Raw genomic sequence first — 20,826 nt, 5'->3', positions numbered from 1 at the left:
TGACGCGAGATGGAGGGCAGCGCCTCAGAATTCACCCGGTGTAGGGCAGGACAGCCTCAAGACGAGAGCATGTAGGTCCCACCGGCCGTCGTGGTGAAGGTGTACCGGTCGTTGTTCTGGCTCGTGCCGACCGCGGCTCCAGCCGCATCGGTGACCTTCATGGTCCGGCCGGGCCACGGGTTGAGCACGGTCACCGGGCCGCCCGCATTGTCCGCGGTCAGGGAGACGTTGGACACGCTGCTGCCGTCATAGTCGGCGCTGATCAGGAAGCCGCCAGGGGAACGGAGACGGCTGAAATGTGCCTTCTGGCCTGCGGGGTAGTTGGGGAACAACCGTATGGTGCCGTTGATGGACTGCATCAGCATCGCGTTGATCGCGTTGGTCGCGGCAACGCTCTCCAGGCCGCCGCCTTCCTGTTCGACGCTGAGGTTGGACCGCATCTTCGAGTCGATGAGCGACTTCAGCCGCGCTTGGAGTGAGGCCGCCGGATAGCCGACGCGCGCCGCCACCCCGTAGCTCTTGGCAAGGTTGTTTCCCTGGTTCCAGGAGTCTATCGCGTCAAGCGTGTCGATCGCCGTCCGACGCTGGATCTCGGAAGATTCCAGGTCCAGGTGGCCGAAGGGATGGATGAACTCCAGGTTGCAGATGGTCCTGCCGACAATCGTCGAGAAGTCGGTGTTGGTGTAGTCACGGTTGTAGACCGTCTTGCCGTTGTAGGACACGGTCGGGAAGTCCGGCAGGCTGGAGAGGATGTCCTTCCACTTGTCCCGGCGCGAGGCGTCGGCTCCGAGCTGCTCGCTGTATTTGAGGGTGCGTGTCAGCACGTACCGGATGGCGGCGAGCCCCAGGGCGTCGTCCTTGGCCCAGTCCTGTTCGTAGGCCGCGCCCATGAAGTGGTACTTCCCATCGGCCTCCTTCGGCCCGGTGTAGTCCTCCCAGAAGTTCGCCAGTTCCAGCAGGTACGGGTAGAGCGTGTCCTTGAGGAATCCGGTGTCCGGCGCGTACTCGTACTTGTCGACCATGGGGACGGCTGCGTAGCTCGCATTGGTCGGCTGGTTCCAGAACGTCCACTCGCCTGAGGCGCCCTGCGGACCGATCGAGACCGGGTACAGGTAGCCGCGGGTCGAAGCGGGGACGGACTCCTTGAACACCTGGCTCAACCGGGAGTTGACCGCACCGCCCGGGGTTGTCTGGACGCGGGCGATGTTGGCCGTACCCGTGGAACGGTAGTCCAGAACCGCCTGGATCATCGGCTCCGCGATGTCGATGCGGTTGCTGGAGAAGGCGCCGTAGTAGGGGGCCAGCGCGTTGTAGTTGAGGAAGTAGCCGCCGTTCCATTCCGGAGTGTCGGTGGTGCCCCACGGCCCCCACAGGCCGGGACCGGTCGAGCCCCGGCGCGAGGAGCTGCCGAGAAGGTACTGGGAGCCGTAGTAGTACTTCTCCAGAGACGGGTCGTAGACCCGGACGTAGGACTTGAGCCAGTACTGCTTCCACCAGTGGCGGTGCTTGGTGCTCAGATCCGCCGCGGATGCGGCCGTCACCGCGTTGGCGGTGGCTACAGCGCGGCTGACGTGATCGGTGACACCGCGGCCGCCTTCGACGGCCGAGACGATGGTGACCGTCTCGCCCGGCTTCAGGGTGAACACGGCGATGGAGGTGCCGGTGGAGTTCGTACCGGTGGAGACCGAGGCGCCGATGACCTTGGTGGCGAGGCCCATCCGCGACACCCACTGGCTGGACGAGGCGCTCTCGGTGCTGCGCTCCGCCCAGAGGGTGGAACCCTCGGTGCCGGACTTCGCCGGGTACTGCGAGGCCCCGGACTTCGTCCAGGCGTCCAGGGCGAGCCGGACCTCGGCGGTCCCGGTCGTGCTGACCTCGGTGACCACGATGTCCGCGGAGTCCGCGACGAAGGTGTGTGTCCGGACGGGCACGCTGTTGACGGTCAGTTCGGTGCGGACCTCGGCGTTGAGGATGTCCTGTGTCATCTCATACGCCGTGCCGCCGTCCGAACCCGACACCTTGCGCAACGTGAGCCCGCCCAGCGCGATCGGGTGAGCGCCGTCAGCCCCTGGGCTGGTCCAGAAGTCGTTCTTGCCCAGATACAGCCGCAGGGTGTTGCGGTCCCCACCGACGACCACGCCGAGCTCTCCGTTGCCCAGAAGGGCCCCGTCGGTCATCTTGTTGGTCAGACGGTCGGGGTCGGTCGTCGCGGGCGGCGAGGTCCAGTGGCCGGCGTATCCGGACAGCAGGTTGCCGAGCGTGTCCCAGTCCGCGTCGCCGTCGGCTGTGGCTGCGCGGGTGGCGGTCGCTCCGGTGCCGTCGGCGTGGGCGGTCCCTACGGCACTTGCGAGTGGCGCGAGGGTAATGGCGGTGAGCAGGGTCCTGCGCTTCATGACGATGCTGTCCTTTCCTTGATCCGGTCACGGGAGTGGCATGCGTCGAGCCCCGAGGCGTGCCGGGTATGGCGCGCCCCGGGCCTGTTCGTCTATCCGACGGTTCGGGTCAGGCGCTCAGCCGCCACTGCTGGCTGCTGCCGCCGTGACAGCCATGGATGATCAACCGCGTGCCGTCGCCGGTGCCACCGCTGTCGGCCTCCAGACACTTGCCGAATGCCTTGAGCTGCCTACCGGCGGGGTCGTACGTCCACTTCTGGGCCTTGGTGCCATTGCATTGGTAGAGCTGCACCGGGGTGCCGTCGCTGGTGTCGGCCTGCTGGACGTCCATGCACTTGCCGAGCGCTCGGACCTCACCGGTGGCGGAATCGAAGGTGAACTTCTGGGCGGCGGTCTTGTTACAGGTGTGCAGCTGCAGGTCGTTGCCGTCTTCGGCACTGGCCTGGGGCACGTCCGTGCAACGCTGGCTGGCGACCCCGGTGATGGCGTTGGGGTGGGGGTCGATGACGAACCGGTCGATGGTGACCCATCGACTGCTCTCGGTTGTGATCTTGATGGTGTGGGTTCCGTAGGGCAGCGCGGGGCTGAGGTAGGCCGGAACGTCGACGCTGCGGGACTCGTCGGCGAGGTTGACGGTCGTGGCCGGGCCGCCGTCGATGGATACGGCGGCCGTGCCCTGGTCGGGCCCTGTGACACCGTTCCAGGTGATTCCGGTGCCGGTGAACTCGTACGTGACGGTGGAGCCTGCCGTGTTGGAGTTGTGGCAGGTGTTGTTGAAGCAGCTGCCGGGGTTGGAGCTGGAGAACCCGGTGTAGGTGATGGCGGGGTCGGTGTCGTCGATGTCGGGCCTGGTCGTGGTGTCGACTTCGAAGGCGTCCACGGACACGACGCCCGTCGTCGGGGTGACGGTGATGGTGTGCTTGCCGCGGCTCAGCCCATAGCGGGCGAAGACGACGTCGTTCCCGGTCGGTGGCGAGGAGGCGAGGTCGACGGTCGTCGGGGGGCCGCCGTCGATGCGAACCTCTGCCTTGCCCGCGCCCGCGTCGCGTGCGCCGACCCATTTGACGGAGGTTCCGTCGAAGGTGAACGACGCGGAGTTTCCGGTCGCCGTCGAGGTACGGGCCGTTCCACCGAAGTACTGGTCTCCGCTGGCGGTGCCCCACGCGCCGTTGTAGCTGATCGAGGGGGAACCGCTGTCGGTTCTTCCGCCGTTGCCGGGGAGGGTGCCGGTGGCTTCACCGACGGCGGCGAGTTGGGCCATCGACGAGTCGGAGATGCGGCCGCTGGGCCAGTCGTAGCCGACGTCCCAGGTCATCGCGGCGCCCTGACTCATCGCGCCGGTCGCATAGTTCACCAGTGTCTCGGTGCTGTGGGACATCGCGGCGTTCGAGGGATTGCCCCAGTGGCCCTGGATGCGGTTCAGGCCGTGGTTGAGCACCTGGGTTCCGTTGTAGTCGCGCCAGCGGCCGTCGGGCGAGAGCTTGTCCTCGCCGGAGACGACATCGGACTTGGCGGCGGCGTTCTTGTTCGTCTCGTACTGCCAGCCGGCCGCGCTGAGCCCGATCAGGCTGTCGGGGTTGCCGGTGTGCAGCGCGTCGATGATGTCCGAGGCGTAGGAGTCGAGGTTCGCGAAGCCGCCGTCCACCCACCAGCCGTCGATGAGCGGGCCCCACTCCTGGGCCCAGTACTTGACGACCTCGAGCCACTTCTTCTGGAAGTCAGCGTTGTGCACGCCGCCGTCTTCGTGGTTGTTGGGGTCGGCGCCGAGCTTCTCGGCGGCGTAGGCGTCGTTCCTCGGCGGGTCGAGCGGGATGTACGCCATGAACTTCAGCCCCTTGGCGTGCGCGGCGGTGGCGAGGTCCTTGATCAGGTCGCGCTGCGAGAGGCGGCTGGGGTGAGCGTCAGTGGCCGGGACGTACTTCTCGTACACCGGGTTGGGCGCGTCCCAGTAGCCGGAGATCTGTCCGACCGGGATCTGGAGCCATCCGGCGCCGACGGAATCGACTTGGTTGACGACGCCCTCGATGTCGTAGTTGTCGACCCGGTCGTTCCACTCGGCCACCGTCGGCCACTTCCCGGTCGCGTAGGAGCCGACCTGACAACCCGGCGGACAGCCTTCCGCGAGGTAGTGCACGGAGACGCCCCACTTGCGCTGGTTCATCCAGTCCGTGGCGTGACCACCGGCGGCCGCAGCCGGGGTCGGCCCGACGGCTACGAACAAGCTAACGATCACTATGGCTGCCGAGATGGAGCTCACCAGAGCACGCAGTGTTCTGCGCAGTTGCATCGCTTCTCCTCTGGGATCAGGGGGTTGATGCCGTCCTTGTGCCGGCTCATGCGCCAGGATCGGCTGGGCTATTGAGCGAAGTAGTCGAGGTAGGGCCGCCGCCCCCACTTGCTGTTGGACAGCGAATTGTGCCGACCCCACCTNTGCTGTTGGACAGCGAATTGTGCCGACCCCACCTGCCTGTTCGTCTATCCGACGGTTCGGGTCAGCCGCTCAGCCGCCACTGCTGGTTGTCGCGGCCGTGGCAGGCAGCGATGATCACCTTGGTGCCGTTGGCCGTCGCACCGCCGGAAGCATCCAGACACTTACCGAAGGCCGTGAGCTGCTTGCTGTTGGGGTCGTACGTCCACTTCTGAGCGTCCGTGCCATTGCAGGAGTACAGCTGCACGGGAGTGCCGTCGTTCGCGTTCCCCTGCTCGACATCCAGGCACTTGTCGAGAGCGCGGACCTCACGGCTCTCCGGGTTGAACCTCCAGGTCTGGGCCGCCGTGCCGTTGCAGTCATACAACTGCACGTCGGTGCCGTCCTCAGTGCTCGCCCCCGGAACATCGACACACCTGTTACTGCCGACCCCGACGAGTGCAGTGGGCAGCTTGCCCACCGCCTGGCCCAGCGATTTCAGCTGCTGCATGGCCGGGTCGGAGATGTGCCCGTTCGACCGGTCATAGCCGACATCCCAGGTCACCACTCCCCCGACACGGATGACCTTGAGAGTGTGGTTGATGAGTTCCTCGGTGCTGTAGGACATCGGCTGGTCGGGCAGGCTGCCCCAATCGCGCTGCGCCATGCTGAGGTACTGGAGTTGCATCTGGGTGCCCCGGTTGTCGAGCCAGCGGCCGTCGGTGGGACGGGTGGACCAGTCGTTGACGCCCGTTTCGCCCGGGTTGAAGTCGGACTCGGTGGTCACCGACCCAACCCCATTGGGCAGGCCGTTGAAGGAGAGGAGGGCCTTGGGGTTGGCGCTGCGCAAGGTGGTGGCCATCTTGTCGTAGAAGGGCTCCAGGGCCCGGTAACCGGAGCCGTCGATGAAGTAGCCGTCGACGTCGGTGCCCCACTGCTGCGCCCAGGTCTTGGCTACCTTGAGCCAGTTCTCCTGGTAGGTCGCGTTCGGCGCGGCTGGCTCCTGGCTGTCGCCGCCGAGCTTCTTGCGGGCGTAGTCATCGCGCTGGATGGCGTCGTCGGTGATGTAGACGATGAGCTTGATGCCTTCCTTGTGCAGCGCGGGGCCCAGTTCCTTGATGAGGTCCCGCTGGGAGAGGCGGGAAGGGTGGTCTGCCGTGGGTGGCACGAGCTGGTCGTAGGCGGCGTTCGGGGCGCTGTAGTAGCCGGTGTTCTGGCCGACCGAGATCTGCAGCCAGCCCGCTCCGATGGACTTGAGCTGCTGGACGACGCCGTCGACGTCGTAGTGGTTCACCCGGTCGTTCCACTGCGCGACCGTCGGCATGTGGTCGGGGTAATCGCTGAGACTGCAGTTTGGGCAGCCTTCGGCCAGGTAGTGCTCCATGACACCGAACCTGCCGTCATGCATCCAATCGGTGGCCGAACCACCAGCGGCTGCTGCCGGAGTCGGTGCCGCGACCACGGCGGTAGCCGTGACTACAACGGCTGACAGTGCCAATCCGGCGCATTTACGTAGATACGTTCCCGAGTTGTGCACGGGTTCCACTCCCTGATGTGGTGTGCATGCGCGACCGCCCAGTGCGCTGGACGGCCCGGCTCTTGGGCGCCTCGGGGTTGAGGCGGTGTTTCAGGTGCGGCAATGCGCGTGGACGCCGTAGGCCGGAGGCGGTCCCTCCACCGGCCGGACGGCATCCGTGGCAGGTCAGAGTCGGACGACCTGACCGGTGCGGCGGGATCTCTCGGCCGAGAAGACGACGCGATGGCTGTCGCGACTGGCCTCCGGGCCGGTGAGCAGCAGTTCGGGGCGGCCCTCGTGGTGCGCGCGGACGAATGCCTCGATCAGGCCGGCGTCTCCGCCGCCGTGGCCTTCGGCGGCCGAGGCGCCGCCGTTGTCGGTGTCGATGACGGTGCGCTCGTCGGTGCGGAAGTCGTAGATCTCGATCGTCCTGCCGTCGCCGGTGATCTGGCCGTGGGTGCCGAAGAGTTTGGTGTGGCGGTTCTCCTGTGGGGTGAAGGCGGTGAGGGTGAAGGAGGCGGTGGCGCCGCCGTCGTACTGGAGGTTGACGACCTGGTGGTCGACGATGTCGTTGTCACAGGCGTAGACACAGCGCCCGTACGGGCCCTTGGCCAGAGCCGTCTCGACCGCCTCCGCGGTCATCTCGTCGGCGACGATCCGGGTGAAGTAGCGCTTGACGCCGCCCTCGCGCAGACCGACCGGGTAGAGCTTGCGGGCCGAGTACGGGCAGTCGGGCTCGACGGAGCAGCTGATGCACCGCTCGCCCGCCCCGGCGGGGGCGTTCTCGGTGCGGAAGTGGGTGAGGGAGCCGAAGGACGACACCGCGGTAACGGGGCGGCCGACGAGGTGGCCGAGCCAGTCGATGTCGTGGCAGGACTTGGTGAGCAGGAGGAAGGACGAGAGGTCTTCGCGGCGCCAGTTGCCGCGTACGTAGGAGTGGGCGAAGTGCCAGTAGCCGATGGGCTCCAGGTGCTGGACGCTGACCAGGTCGCCGATGCGGCCGCTGCCGAGGAGCTCTTTGAGACGGCGGGTGTAGGGCGAGTAGCGCATGACGTGGCAGACGGTCAGCGATACTCCCGCTGACTGGGTCACCTCGGCGATGCGGTCGCACTCCTCCAGGCCGGTCGCCATCGGCTTTTCCAGCAGCATGTCGTAGCCGCGTGCGGCGAATGCCTCCACCGCCTCGATGTGTTGGGCGTCTTGCAGGGTAATGAGTACGGCGTCCGCGAGGCGGGGAGCTTCAGCCAGCTCGCGCCAGTCGGCGTACCGGTGGTCGAGCGGCACCCCGTGCTGCTCGGCGAAGGCGGCGCGGCGGACGTCGCGCGGCTCGGCGACGGCGGTGAACGCGACAGGTGTCTCCCCCGCCGCGGCCAGAGCCGCGTACCCGGTGCCGCGCGCCCCCGCACCGGCCACGGCCAGGTGGAGCGGGCCGCCGAGGGGGCGGCCGAGGTGCTCGCGGAGGTTGGCGAACGTCTGCGTCACGGTGGTCATTTCTTGACTGCACCTCCGGTAGGGCCCCTTCACGATGTGCTTCTGTAGGGCGCGGTGGAATCTGCACGGGCATCCCGTCCGGTCGGCCCCGGGGGCACCGGCCGGTGAACCTTGGCGTCAGCCCTTGCTGGCTCCTGCGGTGAGGCCCTTGACGAAGTGCTTCTGGAAGGCGAGGTAGAAGACGAGGACGGGCAGGGTGGCCAGGAACATCAGCGCGAAGACCTGGCCGTAGTCCTGTTGGTGCTCCCCCATGGCGCGGTAGATACCGACGGTCACGGTGGTGCCCTCGGCCGGACCGAGGATGATCAGCGGGTTGAGGAAGTCGTTCCAGATCCACACCCCGAGGAAGATCAGCACGCTGGCCGAAGCGGGCCGCAGCAGCGGGAACACCACCTGCCAGAAGGTCCGCATCCGGCCGGCGCCGTCGATGGCCGCTGCCTGTTCGAGTTCGACCGGGATGGTCTTGACGAATCCCGCGAAGACGAACACACCGAAGGGGACGTAGTAACCCACGTTGACCAGGACGAGCCCCATGACGGTGGACATCAACCCGAAGTCACGCAGCACTTCGGTGATCGGCGCGATGATGACGGCCGGCGGAATCATGAGCCCCGCCAGCATCACGACGAGCATGATCCGTGCACCAAGCCCATGGCTGCGGGCCAGGAAATGGCCGCACATCGCCGACAGGACGGTGAGCACCGTGATCGAGATAGCGGTGACCTCGAGGCTGTTGATGAGGCCGTACCAGAAGAGGTGGTCGGAGCGGGTGAAGACCTGCTTGACGCTGTCCAGGGTCGGCGGGATCGGCAGTCCAACGGGCGAGTCGACGATCTTGCTGCCGGGCTTGAAGACGTTGACCAGGACCAGATACAGGGGCAGGAAGAACACCGCGGTGACGAACGTGGCCACCATCGGGCGCAGCCATCCGCTGGTCTGCTTGCTCATGCGTTCACCTCGCGGCGCTGGAGAAGGCGGAGGACCACCGTGGACACGACAGCGACGAAGACGAGCATCACCACGGCGACGGCGGAGGAGTAGCCGCTGCGGTTGCCCACCAGGCCGGTCTGGATGACGTCGAAGGCGATGGTGCTGGTGGTGCGGTCGCCGGGGCCACCGTTGGTGATGACCTGGACCTGGTCGTAGGTCTTGAAGGTGCTGATCAGCATCATGACCGTGTTGATGGTCAGCGCCGGGGCCAGCAGAGGCCAGGTGATGTGGCGGAACCGCTCGAAGGGCCCTGCCCCGTCGACGGTCGCGGCCTCGTGCAGCTCATGCGGCACGCCCTGCAGCCCGGCCAGGTACACCACGACGCAGAAGCCGATCATCTGCCAGGTGAGGATCCAGCACAGCGTGTAGAGGGCCAGGCCCGGGTCGGACAGCCAGCCCGGCGGGTGGTCCACGCCGAGTTTGCGCAGCGTCGTGTTGAGCAGGCCGTCGTCGGTGAGGATGGACTGCCAGATGACGCTGACCACGACTCCGCTGAGCACGACGGGTGTGAAGAACACGCCGCGCAGCGCGTTGTAGAGCCAGCCGCGGCGGTCCAGGAGGACGGCGATGGCCAGACCGATCGCGTTGGCGGCGATCGTGACGACGAAGGTGATGACGAGGGTGTTGGTCAGCACCTTCCAGAAGTCGGGGTCGTCGGCCAGCGTCCGGTAGTTGCGCAGTCCGACCCACTTCATGGGTGGATTGAACGGGTTGCGATTGGTCAGGCTGTAGTACCCCGCGATGCCGATCGGGACCAGGACGAAGCAGGCGTAGAGCGCCAGCGACGGCAGGCCGAAGAGAGCGAAGTGGCTCAGCCGACCGAACCTGCGCGTTGTGCGTGAAGGCCCACCACTCATGCGTGGCGGGCGGCCCGCAGGCGGACTCTGCTCGGCGGGTGGGTCCTGCGTGGCGGTCCCAGGATGTGTCGCCGTCATCACGGCGCTCCTTTCGGGGGCGGTGCCTGGGGGTCTGTGGGGGCGGCCGGGCACCGCTGGGTCGTTCCTACTGCTCGGCCTTGGTCCACTCGCTGTCGAGGAACCGTGCGAACTGGTTCGCCGACTTCTTGCCGGTGATCAGGTCCTGCACGCCGAGGGCTGCCTTGTCGGACAGGCCGGGCAGCAGCGACCCGTCGCCGTTCTCCTGGGAGAAGGCAGTGGTCACACGGCCTTTCTTGAGCGCTTGTTCATAGACCGCGAGAGTGTCCTGGTAGACCGGGCCCATGCCCTTCGGCGGCTGGTAGCCCTTGATCGCGATGATCGCCCCGTCGGACTTCACGACGGCGTCGAGGTTGGTCTTGTCGAGCTGGAACGCCAGCGCCCACTTCCTGGCCAGCTCCACGTCCGGGGCCTTGGCACTGACGCTCAGCCCGCCGCCGGTGAAGGCGGGCACCACGAGGGAACCGTCGTCGGTGGGCCAGGCGAACACACCGACCTCGAAGCCGGGCTTCTTGGCGTCGGCGGACGCCGGGAACCACGACCCCATCGGGTACATGGCACCCTTGCGGTCGCGGAAGGCCTTCTCCGTGTCGGTGTAGGAGCGGCTGAGTCCTGCCTTGTCGATGTAGCCCTTCTTGGCCAGCTGGGCCACCTTGTCCACCGCCTTGACGAAGGCGTGATCGTCGAAGCTCTTCTTGCCCGCGGCACGTTCGGCCAGCCACCGGGGGTCGCCCTTGTAGACATCCGTGGCGATGGCGGCGATCAGCGGGTACATGTCCGCCCAGGTGTCCTTGCCCCCGCCACCGACAACGATCGGTGTGATGCCCTTGGCCTTGAGCTTCGCGCACACCTCGAGGAAGTCGGCGTATGTCGTGGGCGGGGCGGAGATGCCGGCCTTCGCGAAGAGGGCCTTGTTGTAGTACACCAACGGCACGGCCTGGGTGTTATACGGCAGCTGGTAGATCTTGCCGTCGATGGCGTTGGACTTCGACCAGACGAATTTTGTCAGCTCCTGCGGCGTGAATGCGGCGAGCTTGCCCGCCTGGGCGAACCCCTGGGGGTTGATCGCCGGCATGATGTCGGGCATCTGGCCGGAGGAGTCGAGCTGCTTGACGTAGGCGGTGCGGTCGACGACGGGCGACACCAGCTTCTTGATCTTCACTCCGGGGACCTGCTTCGAGGCCCGCTTGATGGCCGCGTTCCAGTAGGCGGCGTCGAGGTTGGGCGTCTCGAAGGTGAGGAACGACAGTTCCACGTCGCCGCCGGACGACGAGGACGACTTGCTGCCCGCGGTACAACCGGTCAAGGCCGCGGCCATGACCGCCCCGCTCCCGGTGAGGAATCTCCGACGATCCATTGCTGCTCCTAGCGATGATCTGTGATGCGTGGTGGCGAGGTGGTGGTCAGGACGCGGGCAATTCGAAGATTCCGTAGGAGAAGCCCTGGGTCCGGACTTCACCGCCAGTGATCTCTACTCCATGTACGGCGAGCGGGCGGGCACCGTCGGCATCGGACAACGGCGCGCGGGCCGGTTCTTGACAGCCGTTGATGACCACCAGGTGGCTGTCGCCCCGGGTGTAGACGAAGGGGTAGTCGCGGTGCAGGACCCGCACTGGTGCGTCAGCACCCAGCGAAGGCGTCTGTTTGCGCAGGTGGATGAGCGTACGGACCTGGTGCAACAAAGAGGTCTCGGTCGCCTGGGCGGAGGCGACGGTGGGCCGGTCGGGATCCGGATCGATCGGCAGGTAGAGGCGGTCGGCGGGTGCGGTGGAGAACCCGGCGTTCGGGCCGTCGTCCCACTGCATGGGGGTGCGTGAGCCTTGGCGGGCCTGGGTGTCGAGCTGACTTCCTTCCTTGTCGGGGAGGCCGGGGAGGTATCGCATGCCGATCTCGTCGCCGTAATAGATGACTGGCAACGAGGGCCAGGTGAGCTGGAAGGCGAAGGCCGGGGCGACCATGTCGCGAGTGCGCGGACCGCAGGTCAGGCGGGAGAAGTCGTGGTTGGCGGTGGGGAGTGCCACCAGGCCGCCGCCGTCGGCCGCCGCCTCGGCTTCGTTCCACGCCGTCAGGAAGGTCTCCATCGACCCCTTGCCGTCGGGGTCGAAGTAGCACGGCTGGCCGTCGCTCCAGGGGCCGATGCTGCCCGTGTTGTTGTCCCACAGGGAGCGCAGAGCGTCGCCATCGAAGTGCAGGAAGAAGTCGGAGTGGAAGCCGGCCGGGATGGAGGATCGGGGGTCACCCCACTCGGCAAGCAGGGCACAGTGCGGATAGCTGCGATCGATCCACTCGCGCATCTGCCTCCACAGATTGCCCGTCTCCACCTGGCCCGGGTCGTCCTTGACCAGGGAGTAGGCCATGTCCACACGGAATCCGCTGACGCCTCGGTCGAACCAGAAGGCCATGACGTCCCGCAGAGCCGCCCGGTTGGCCATGGGCCCATCGGCGTCCACGGGCTGCCGCCATGGCTCGGTCTCGTCCGACCTGGCGTAACCAAAGTTCAGCGCGGGCTGGATCGGGAAGAAGTTGGCCCGGTAGAAGCCGCCGCGCGCGCCCTGGTTGGGAATCCATTCGCGCATCGGGGAGGCGATGCGGTCGGACCAGATGTACCTGTGGTCACCGGGGGTGTTGGCCGACTCCTGGAACCAGGGATGCCGGTGCGAGGTGTGCCCCGGCACCAGGTCGAACATGACGCGGATGCCACGGCTGCTTGCGGCGTCGATCAGTTTCGCCGCGTCCTCGTTCGTGCCGTACCGCGGGGCGATGCTCAGGTAGTCCACCACGTCGTAGCCGCCGTCACCGAACTCGGAGGCGAAGCACGGGTTCAGCCAGACGGTGTCGACGCCCAGCCACGCCAGGTAGTCCAAGCGTTCGACGATGCCGGCCAGGTCGCCGATGCCGTCGCCGTTGGAGTCGGCGAACGACTGCGGATAGATCTGATAGAGGACGGCATCGGACAGCCAGGAGAGCGCGGTACGGGACTGAGACATGAGGCGGTACGGCCTTTCGCAGGGAGAGCCAGCCGGCACCGGCAGAGACTGGGTGTTCCGGCGCGATCGCTCTGAATTAGTAATGCAGGTGGATTTAATATCTCGCCGCAAGCTAGGATGTTTGCACCAGGTGGTCGCAGCGTCAAGAGGTCGGAGATGTTTCTATGAGTTCGGGTGCCCCCCAACACTGGTACGGGGCGCCGTGGAAGCGTGCCACGACAGTGGCGGCCCTGCGTGTGCTCCACGCGGACGCCTCGCGCCCGCTCGACGACGGCTCCACCGGTGGCCTCACCTTGACGGAGATCGCCGGGCGGGCAGGTGTTTCCCGTCCCATGGTCGAGGACGCCGTGGACGAGCTGACCGAGCGCGAACTGGTCGCCGAGATCGTCCCCGACCCCGACGCACCCCGGCCGGTGGGCCGCCCCGCCAAGCGCTACCGGTTCCGCTCCGAACGCGGATACGTGCTCGGTGTCGACATCGGCATCCACAAAATCCTGGCACTCTGCGCCGACCTCTCCGGCACCATCCGCGGCAGCCACCGCATCGAGGTGTCGGCAGACCTCGACAAAGCCGCCCGCATCACTGCCGCGCGCACCGCACTCAAACGCGCCGCGAGAGCGTCAGGGATCCGCCTCGCCGACGTGTTGGCCGTAGGCGCCGGAACCACCGGCCCGGTCGATCCGCACACCGGAACAGTGCTCCGGTCCCCGGCCCTGGCCGGGTGGGAGGGCGTCAATCTCAAGGAGGCACTGTCCGGCCTCGGTTCAGGGCCAGTCCTTGCCGGCAACGACGCCAACCTCGGCGCGCTCGCCGAACACTGGCGCGGGACCGCCGCCGACGCCCAGGACGTCGTCTACATCCTGGCCGGGCACCTCATCGCGGTCGGCATCCTGATCGACGGGCACGTACGTCAGGGACGGCACGGGGCCGCGGGAGAGATCGGCGTACTCAGAGCCGCTCGCTGGCACGAAGTCCGCGACGCACTGGCCGCCAACAAGCCCATCGACACGCCGGAACTCATCAACGACCTGGCCACCGGCATCGCCGCGGCCGTCCTCGTCGTCGACCCGGACAAGGTGGTCATCGGCGGCGGTGTGTCGCAGGCGGGAGATACCCTCCTCGAGCCGCTGCGCCGCCGACTCTACGAACTGTGTCTGTTCCCGATCCCCGTCGAAGCCTCACACTTCGGCGACCAGAACGTCGCCATGGGCGCGATCCGCCTCGCCCTCGATGAACTGGAAGACGAACTCTTCACCGGCACCACGTGAGGCGACGCCGCACGGTGGAACGTCCGCAGCCGTCCTCGCTCACGCGCCGAGCTGGCGCTCGGCAGCCTTCCGTCCGCTCCGGGTCGCATGTGTCGACGTGCCGGTAGTGCTGCGGCTGGTGCCGCAGCAGTCTGACGGAGCCAATTCCCCTATTTGCGCTTGGAGTTGGTGCGAACCGGTCGCGGTAGAGTCGGCCGACGAGGGCGGTGGCAGCGTGCGCGTCGAGGCACCGGCACGAGGTGGCCAACGAGGGTCCGGGGTCTTCACGCTCGGATCCGTGTCCTGCCTTCTTCCGGCCGGGGACCGGGCGCTGGAGGTGCTGGACTTCACCGGCCGCTAGTCAGGGGAGCGCGGGGCAGCGCCGCTCGTGCCGAGAACCTCATCCGCCCTGGTGGGAGGAGGTGCGCGCCGTGTACGGGAGGTCGGCCGGAGAACGGTGCTGGAACGCCAACTCGGTCAGGACCGGGGTACGGTTCACCCCGGGCGACCGGGCATTTCTGGCGGCGCTGCTGCACCGGCTCCCCATGGACGTGCTCCGCGGAGTGCGGCTGCTGGTGCGTCCGGACACGGTGCTCCGCTGGCACCGCGACCTTCTCGTCCGCCGCCATGCTGCCGCCTCCCGGCCCAAGCGTTCGGGACGGCCTCGGACCGTGCACTCCGTGCGGGCCCTGGTGCTGCGCCTGGCACGGTGGGTGCCACCGCGCACCCAACCTCTTCAGAGGTGGCGCAGACCGCGAAGAACCTCGTCATGGATCTTGAGGACGCGGGCCGCCGAGCGCGTTACATGATCAGGGACCGGGACGGAAAGTTCTCCGCCCTGTTCGATGCCATCCTGGCGGACGCGGGGATCGAGGTCGTGCTCAGCGGCGTTCAGATGCCGAGAATGAACTCGACCATGGAAGGTGGGTAGCAGACCTGCCGACGGGAACTCCTGGACCGCACCCTGGTTTGGAACCATCGGCACCTGCTTCACATCTTGCGCGAGTTCGAGCAGTTCTACAACGCACACCGGCCGCACCAGGGCATCGCGAACGCCAGACGGCCGCACGCCTTACCCACGCCGATCGACGATCCTGAGCAAATCAGCCGTCTCGACATACGCAGGGCCTGACCCGGCGCCGGCTCCGGCCACCGCGCTCCGTGGAGACGCTGGGAGAACACGGGGGTGACGGGCTCGTCACGCCCGTGCTGTCACCCTTCGTCGGGGAGTGTCAGCGGGACGCCACGTTCCTGTCGGCACCGACACGCGTGGGAGGGGTTCCGTCCGATGCCACCGCCGAAGGCTCTCGCCCTGCGGCCCAGGGTGTCGAAGACGCTACCGGCCCCCGCACAGGATCGGCCAGATGTGCGCGACCCCGGGCGACGCCAGGTGCCCCTGTCCAACGCGGCGGTGACGGCCGCCCTGTCCGGCGGACACGGACCGGCGGCGCCCCCGCTCTCCTCCACCCGGTTGCGGCCCGCCGGGCAGGACACGGTCGGCAATGGCGCGGTCGCGGCGGCCCGCCGTACCGAGACCGCCCCTCGGCAGGAGCCGCCCACGGCCGAAGCGGCGCGGGGGGACACGGCGGAGCCGGCGCCCGCCGGCGCGGCCTCCGCCACCGCTCCCGAGGTCAAGGCGCGTCCCGGCCCGGGAGCGGACCCGAAGTCCGCGACACTCAAGAAGGACGTACGGAATAAGCAGCGCTCGGTGGCGGCCTCGCACCCGCCCCCGAAGGCGGAGGTCGGTGCCGCGCAGGACGCCGCCCGGCCGCCCAAGGACGACGAAGAGGCACAGGGCAAGACCGCCAACGCGGAGAAGATGAACGAGGCCAAGCCGAAGGACTTCGACAAGGACGCGTTCATCAGGGCGGTCGAGAAGGCGATCGCCGAGAAGGCGCCGAAGAACCTCGACGAGGCGGACAAGTTCGCCAGCTCAGGCAAGGCCGATGAGGTGCGCGCGGAGGTGCACGGCAAGGTCGGCGAGGGAAAGGCGGACTCGGCCGAGCAGATCGCCACGACAACCGCCGCCCCGCCGGACACCTCGGCGGCCGTCCCCAAGAAGGTCGTACCGCTCACCCCGGACCGGCCCCCGGGGACCCCGGGCACGCCGAATCCGGCCAACGCCGTACCGGACAAGCTGCCACCGTCGGCGACCGACCTTTCCGCCGGACCCGCACAGGTCGACCGGCAGATGGCGGACGCGCAGGTCACCGAGGTACAGCTGAAGAAGTCCAACGAGCCGACGTTCACCAGCGCCCTGGGCGAGAAGAAGGCCGCCGAACGGCACTCCGAGGTGGCCCCCGGCCGGATGCGCGGGCATGAGAAGAAGGAGCTGAACGCGGCCACCGCGCAGGCGAGGCGGCTCGGCGCCGCCGCCATGGGCGCGATGGGCGCCCAGCGGGTGCGCACCGGTCAGCAGGTCGGGACGGGCAAGTCCGGTGCCAAGGGGCGGGACGAGGAGAAGCGGGCCCAGGTCACGGCGGTCCTGCAAGGGGTCTTCGACACGATAAAGAAGGATGTCGAGGCCATTCTCAACGGCCTCGACAAGCTGGTCGACGACCAGTTCGGCCGGGGTGAGAAGGCGGCGCGGGACGCGTTCACCGCCGAGCACCAGCGGAAGATGGACGAGTACAAGGACCGCCGGTACTCGGGGGTGACGGGTAAACTCCGCTGGGTGCGGGACAAGTTCGCCGGACTGCCCGCCGAAGCGGACAAGATCTTCGAGGAGGCCCGCGACAACTACGTCCGCCGGATGCGGCAGGTGATCTCGGATGTCGCCGACACCATCGGCACCGAGCTGAACCGGGCCAAGCGCCGTATCGCGCAGGGCCGGGGCGAGTTGCAGGACGCGGTGCGCAAGCTTCCGCCCGATCTGCGGTCCATCGGGCAGCAGGCGGCCGCCGAGTTCGCCGACAAGTTCGATGAACTCACCCAGTCCGTGGACGACAAGGGCACGCAACTCGTCGACACGCTGGCCACCAAGTACACCGACGCGCTCAAGTCCGTGGACGACGAGATCACGGCGGAGAAGGAGAAGAACAAGGGCCTCGTCGCCAAGGCCGTGGACGCGGTCAAGTCCGTGATCAACACCATCCTGGAGCTGAAGCGGCTGCTGCTGTCGGTCCTCGCCAAGGCCGCGTCGGCGGTCATGCTGATCCTCAAGGACCCGATCGGCTTCCTGCGCAACCTGGTCTCGGCGGTCGGCGCCGGCTTGCGGCAGTTCCTGGCGAACATCGGCCGCCATCTGCAACAGGGCATCCTGTCGTGGCTGTTGGGCAAGACGGCCGAGGCGGGCATCGAACTGCCGTCGAAGTTCGATGTCCAGGGCGTGCTGAAGATGCTCGCCTCCCTGCTCGGGCTGACCTGGCAGAACATCCGCTCCCGCATCGTCCGCAAGGTGCCGAAGATGGAACCGGCGATCGCGGCGGCCGAGACCGCGGTGCCGCTGGTCGCGGAGGTCCGCAAGCGGGGCGTCGCCGGGATGTGGGACGACCTCAAGGCCCGCGTGGGCGACCTGAAGAAGGACCTGCTGGACAAGGTCATCGCCTACGTCACACCGACGATCGTCGTCGCCGGGATCATGTGGGTGATCTCGCTGCTCAACCCCGCGTCGGCGTTCGTCCGGGCGGTGAAGCTGATCATCGACATCGTGCGCTTCATCGTCACCCAGGCGCGCCAGATCATCGAGTTCGTGAACACCGTGCTCGACGCGGTCATCGCGATCGCGAGGGGCGGCAGCGGGGGTGTGCCGGGCCTGATCGAGCAGGCCCTGGCCCGCTCCATCCCCGTTCTGCTGGGTGTCCTGGCCGCGATCCTGGGCGTGGGCGGGATCGCCTCCCGGGTCAAGCAGATCGTCCAGGCGATGTCCAAGCCGGTCGACCGGGCGGTGGACTGGGTGATCGACAAGATCGTGGGCCTGGTGAAGAAGCTCTGGTCCAAGATCAAGGTCACGTTCGAGAAGAAGAAGCCCAAGCCGAAGCCGAAGCGCCGCCCGGACCGGAAACACCCGGGCAGGCCGCGCCGCCGAACCCGTCCGGACCAGCGGCGCCGCCCCGACCGACGCAGGCCCAAGCGCAGACGCGACCCGAAGAAGAAGCGGCCCGACAAGCGGCCTGACAAGCGGACCGCGGCGGACAAGAAGCGCGCCCTCGACGCCGCCGTGCGCGATGCGACGCACTTGCTCAACGAGGAGTCGGCGACGGTCAAGTCCGTACGTCGCGGGCTCCCGGGCATCAAGCGGCGGCACCGCCTCACACGGATCCGGCTCAAGAAGGTGACCGGGGACAAGTACCGCATCAAGGTGGCCATCAACCCGGAGGCGGAGACCCCGGTCGAGGACCTGGGCGACAAGTTCCCCTACAAGATCGGCCCGGCCGAGGGGAACTTCAAGATCAGGAAGCATGGGAAGGTGGTCGACCAGCTCAACCCGATCAAGAACCTTCCCATGGCGGGGCGGGACCGGCGGACCGGCTTCGTCGTCAACATCGCGACCATCCCGGGCCAGGTGAACCCGGGCATGGCCGCCCGCTATCTCCACGACGCGTGGAAGAGTCCCGAGACCAAGCACTTCGGGCCGGTGAGCACGGCCGTCGTGATCGGCGTCAACACCTTCGAGCACCTCGACCAGAAGAACGACAGCAAGGTCCTCAACAAGGCCATCGACGCCGTCAAGCGGCCGGTGAAGCTCATCATGGCCGTGTTCGGCTTCATCTGGACGCCCAGGTGGCTCCACAACGACGGCCATGAGGTCCCCATGGCGGAGGTCCGCAAGAAGTACCGGGATCTGAAGACGGACAGTGAGAAACGCATCGCCGAGCAACAGGAGAAGGGTCTGCGCGACAAGGGCGCACTCCCCTACGGCCTCTTCCGCGAGGAGGTGACGAACTCCTCGTACACCCGCGAGGCGACGGCGATCCTGTCGGAGGCCAACGACCAGGTCCACATCCTGGGCCAGGACGCCGACACCGGGGTCGCGGTGTCCGAGACGACGGGGGTTCTCGCCGCGTACAAGCAGATCCTGGACGCGATGGAGAGCCATCCGCAGATCACCATCGGGGGCTACCACTTCAGGGGCTTCAACTGGAGCCCGGAGGGCGACCAGCGCCCCAAGCAGCTCACCCTGCTCGCCAACGCGCTGGACCGGGCGATCCGGGTCGTCATCGGCAAGCGGTTCCCGCAGATGCTCTACCCGACCGAGCCGAACATGCTGATCAAGGCGTGGGACCGCCATCGGCCGGACGGCCTGTTCCAGCACAGCCGCCTCCACGCCCTGCGCCAGATCCAGGGTGGGCTCTACGGAATCGGCAGTGCGGAAGGACGCACCCTGCGGATCAGGTACATGGAGGTTTTCGGCGAGGAGCTGCCCGTCGCCTACGCGCCCGAGGCATCCACCACCACAAGTCCGGAGCCGGACGACGAGGACCGCGGACTGACCGTGCGCCCCTCCGACGTTCACCGCGCCGCGCGGGGGAAGATGCGGGCCAGGGGCGGCGCGGAGGAAGCCATCCGGGTCGCACACCGGATGTACGCGCTCATCATCCAGTCGCAGTCCTACACCAGCGCCCACACCCTCTCCCGGGAGTACTTCTACGCGAATCCCGGGATGTCCAAGAGGCTCCGGTTCACCCTGCGGGACACCGTCTTCGTCCACGTCGAGAACGTGGCGATGCTCATGGCCGACAACCCCAGGCTGACCGCCCAGAGTGCCGGCGTCCAGGCGGAGCTCCAACGGCTGGCGGAAACCGTGGACCGGCTCGTCCGCGGCTCGGGCGGCGACCAGCGGCGCAAACAGGCCGTCCAGCGGGCCCGCGATCTGGTCTCCGACATCATCAGGGCGATGACCGCCCCCGAGCTGCACACCTACTGGGAGAGTGTCAGCACGGCGCTGGACGAGGCCATGAGGGACGCGCCGGAGAGCGGAGGAGAGCAGCAGTGAACCCGGAGGCCGATATCGGCCGGCTGCGGGACGAGGCGTCGCGCGAGGACTACGCCTCGATGGCCCGCCTGGCGCGGGCGCTGTACGCGAGCGGACTGGGGCCGCGCGAGGTGCTGCGCGAGGCCTACGGCACCGACTTCCCCGAAGAGGTCTTCGTCCTGGCCGGCGCCGGGCTGTCCGACCTCGACCTGCTGGCTTACTTCACCCATCAGCCCTGGCAGCTGGCCGTCCCGCCCGAACAGGGCGGCCCCGAAGAGGTTCCCGGTCCGCTGGCCGAGACCGAACAGCTGGTGCTGGCCCTGGACCCCGGGCTGCTGCCGCTGGCGCAGATTCCCGCGGCCACGTCCGCCGGGGACGACCGCGTCGTGTGCTACCGGTTCGAGGAGCTGCGGGCAGACCGGCCCACGGCCTTCTGCCTTCGCGCGGCGCCGTACCCGTACAGCGAGCTGCGGGACGCGGAGGCGGTGCGCTGCGGGGATTCCCTGCTCGACGTGTTGTACGAGGTGCACGTCGACGAACTCCGCCGACTCGAGGAGGAGCTGCACCAGCCATGGAACCGTGGCGCCGGGTCGGTGGACCGCGGGGAGGTGGAGGAGGCGCGCGGGGCCCTGGAGCTGGTCCGTACGTTGCGGAGGCAGGCGACCGGGCGTCAGGAGGGCTGAGCGGCCTTCGGCTTCAGCAGCACCACCGTGCCCGTCGGCGGGGGGCAGGACGGGTTCGTCCGTGCCGCCGCCTCCGCCACCGCCGCGTTGCCCACCTGGTTCTGGCCCGCCACGAGGAGATGCCCGGCGGGGGTGGGCGGCTTCGCCGGAGCGGGGGCCGGGGCCGGCGTCTGGTGGGTGGCCGCGGCCACTTCCTGCGGGCGGGCCGGCGGGACCGGCGCCAGCAGGCGGTGCAGGGAGAGCGGGGGTTCGGTGGGCAGCAT

Annotated in this window: 13 protein-coding genes; 4 read left to right on the top strand and 9 right to left on the bottom strand. The window is 67.9% G+C overall.

Annotated elements, in window-relative coordinates; all coding sequences use genetic code 11:
* Positions 1-56 precede the first annotated feature (56 nt).
* The 8 genes from IEJ02_RS07395 to IEJ02_RS07360 all read right to left on the bottom strand — a co-directional run bounded on the left by IEJ02_RS07395 (position 57) and on the right by IEJ02_RS07360 (position 12,719).
* A complete protein-coding gene (locus tag IEJ02_RS07395; RefSeq protein WP_191063975.1) occupies positions 57-2,393 on the bottom strand; it encodes a glycosyl hydrolase family 95 catalytic domain-containing protein in 2,337 nt (778 codons plus the stop codon).
* 109 nt (positions 2,394-2,502) lie between these two features.
* A complete protein-coding gene (locus tag IEJ02_RS07390) occupies positions 2,503-4,554 on the bottom strand; it encodes a ricin-type beta-trefoil lectin domain protein (protein ID WP_191063974.1) in 2,052 nt (683 codons plus the stop codon).
* Positions 4,555-4,885: 331 nt separating this feature from the next.
* Positions 4,886-6,124, bottom strand: coding sequence for a ricin-type beta-trefoil lectin domain protein (locus IEJ02_RS07385; RefSeq protein WP_191063973.1), 1,239 nt, complete (start codon positions 6,122-6,124; stop codon positions 4,886-4,888).
* A 378-nt stretch (positions 6,125-6,502) separates the two neighbouring features.
* A complete protein-coding gene (locus IEJ02_RS07380; protein ID WP_191063972.1) occupies positions 6,503-7,807 on the bottom strand; it encodes a Gfo/Idh/MocA family protein in 1,305 nt (434 codons plus the stop codon).
* Positions 7,808-7,924: 117 nt separating this feature from the next.
* Positions 7,925-8,755, bottom strand: coding sequence for a carbohydrate ABC transporter permease (locus IEJ02_RS07375; RefSeq protein WP_191063971.1), 831 nt, complete (start codon positions 8,753-8,755; stop codon positions 7,925-7,927).
* On the bottom strand, positions 8,752-9,654 hold the full coding sequence (locus IEJ02_RS07370; RefSeq protein ID WP_191063970.1) for a carbohydrate ABC transporter permease: 903 nt from the start codon (positions 9,652-9,654) through the stop codon (positions 8,752-8,754). Before IEJ02_RS07370 ends, IEJ02_RS07375 begins: the two co-directional genes overlap by 4 nt.
* 145 nt (positions 9,655-9,799) lie before the next feature.
* Positions 9,800-11,089 carry an extracellular solute-binding protein gene (locus IEJ02_RS07365; RefSeq protein ID WP_191063969.1) on the bottom strand — a complete coding sequence of 430 codons (1,290 nt, stop codon included), beginning with the start codon at positions 11,087-11,089 and terminating at the stop codon, positions 9,800-9,802.
* Positions 11,090-11,135: 46 nt separating this feature from the next.
* The gene (locus IEJ02_RS07360; RefSeq protein ID WP_191063968.1) at positions 11,136-12,719 is read right to left on the bottom strand and encodes an alpha-amylase family glycosyl hydrolase; all 1,584 of its coding nucleotides are present in this window, start codon (positions 12,717-12,719) and stop codon (positions 11,136-11,138) included.
* 164 nt (positions 12,720-12,883) lie between these two features.
* Between IEJ02_RS07360 and IEJ02_RS07355 the strand changes: the two genes are divergently transcribed.
* The 4 genes from IEJ02_RS07355 (at position 12,884) to IEJ02_RS07340 (ending at position 20,563) form a co-directional block, all read left to right on the top strand.
* The gene (locus tag IEJ02_RS07355; protein ID WP_191063967.1) at positions 12,884-13,987 is read left to right on the top strand and encodes an ROK family protein; all 1,104 of its coding nucleotides are present in this window, start codon (positions 12,884-12,886) and stop codon (positions 13,985-13,987) included.
* A gap of 721 nt (positions 13,988-14,708) precedes the next feature.
* Positions 14,709-14,897 (top strand): hypothetical protein, encoded by a 189-nt coding sequence (locus tag IEJ02_RS51045; protein WP_223863504.1) that lies wholly within the window; start codon positions 14,709-14,711, stop codon positions 14,895-14,897.
* A gap of 435 nt (positions 14,898-15,332) precedes the next feature.
* Complete coding sequence (locus tag IEJ02_RS07345; protein ID WP_317985749.1) at positions 15,333-19,901, top strand: hypothetical protein; 4,569 nt, start codon at positions 15,333-15,335, stop codon at positions 19,899-19,901.
* Complete coding sequence (locus IEJ02_RS07340) at positions 19,898-20,563, top strand: hypothetical protein (RefSeq protein ID WP_317985748.1); 666 nt, start codon at positions 19,898-19,900, stop codon at positions 20,561-20,563. Before IEJ02_RS07345 ends, IEJ02_RS07340 begins: the two co-directional genes overlap by 4 nt.
* On the opposite strand, the gene IEJ02_RS07335 is transcribed toward IEJ02_RS07340, so the two are convergent.
* Entirely contained in the window at positions 20,551-20,826 is a 276-nt protein-coding gene (locus IEJ02_RS07335; RefSeq protein ID WP_191063965.1) for a hypothetical protein, read from the bottom strand. The two genes, IEJ02_RS07340 and IEJ02_RS07335, sit on opposite strands and share 13 nt — an antisense overlap.

Source organism: Streptomyces sp. 5-10, assembly GCF_014712245.1.
Lineage (GTDB): Bacteria > Actinomycetota > Actinomycetes > Streptomycetales > Streptomycetaceae > Streptomyces > Streptomyces violaceusniger.
The sequence above is the reverse complement of the archived record's forward strand: the minus strand, read 5'-3'. Positions and strand labels throughout refer to the sequence as shown.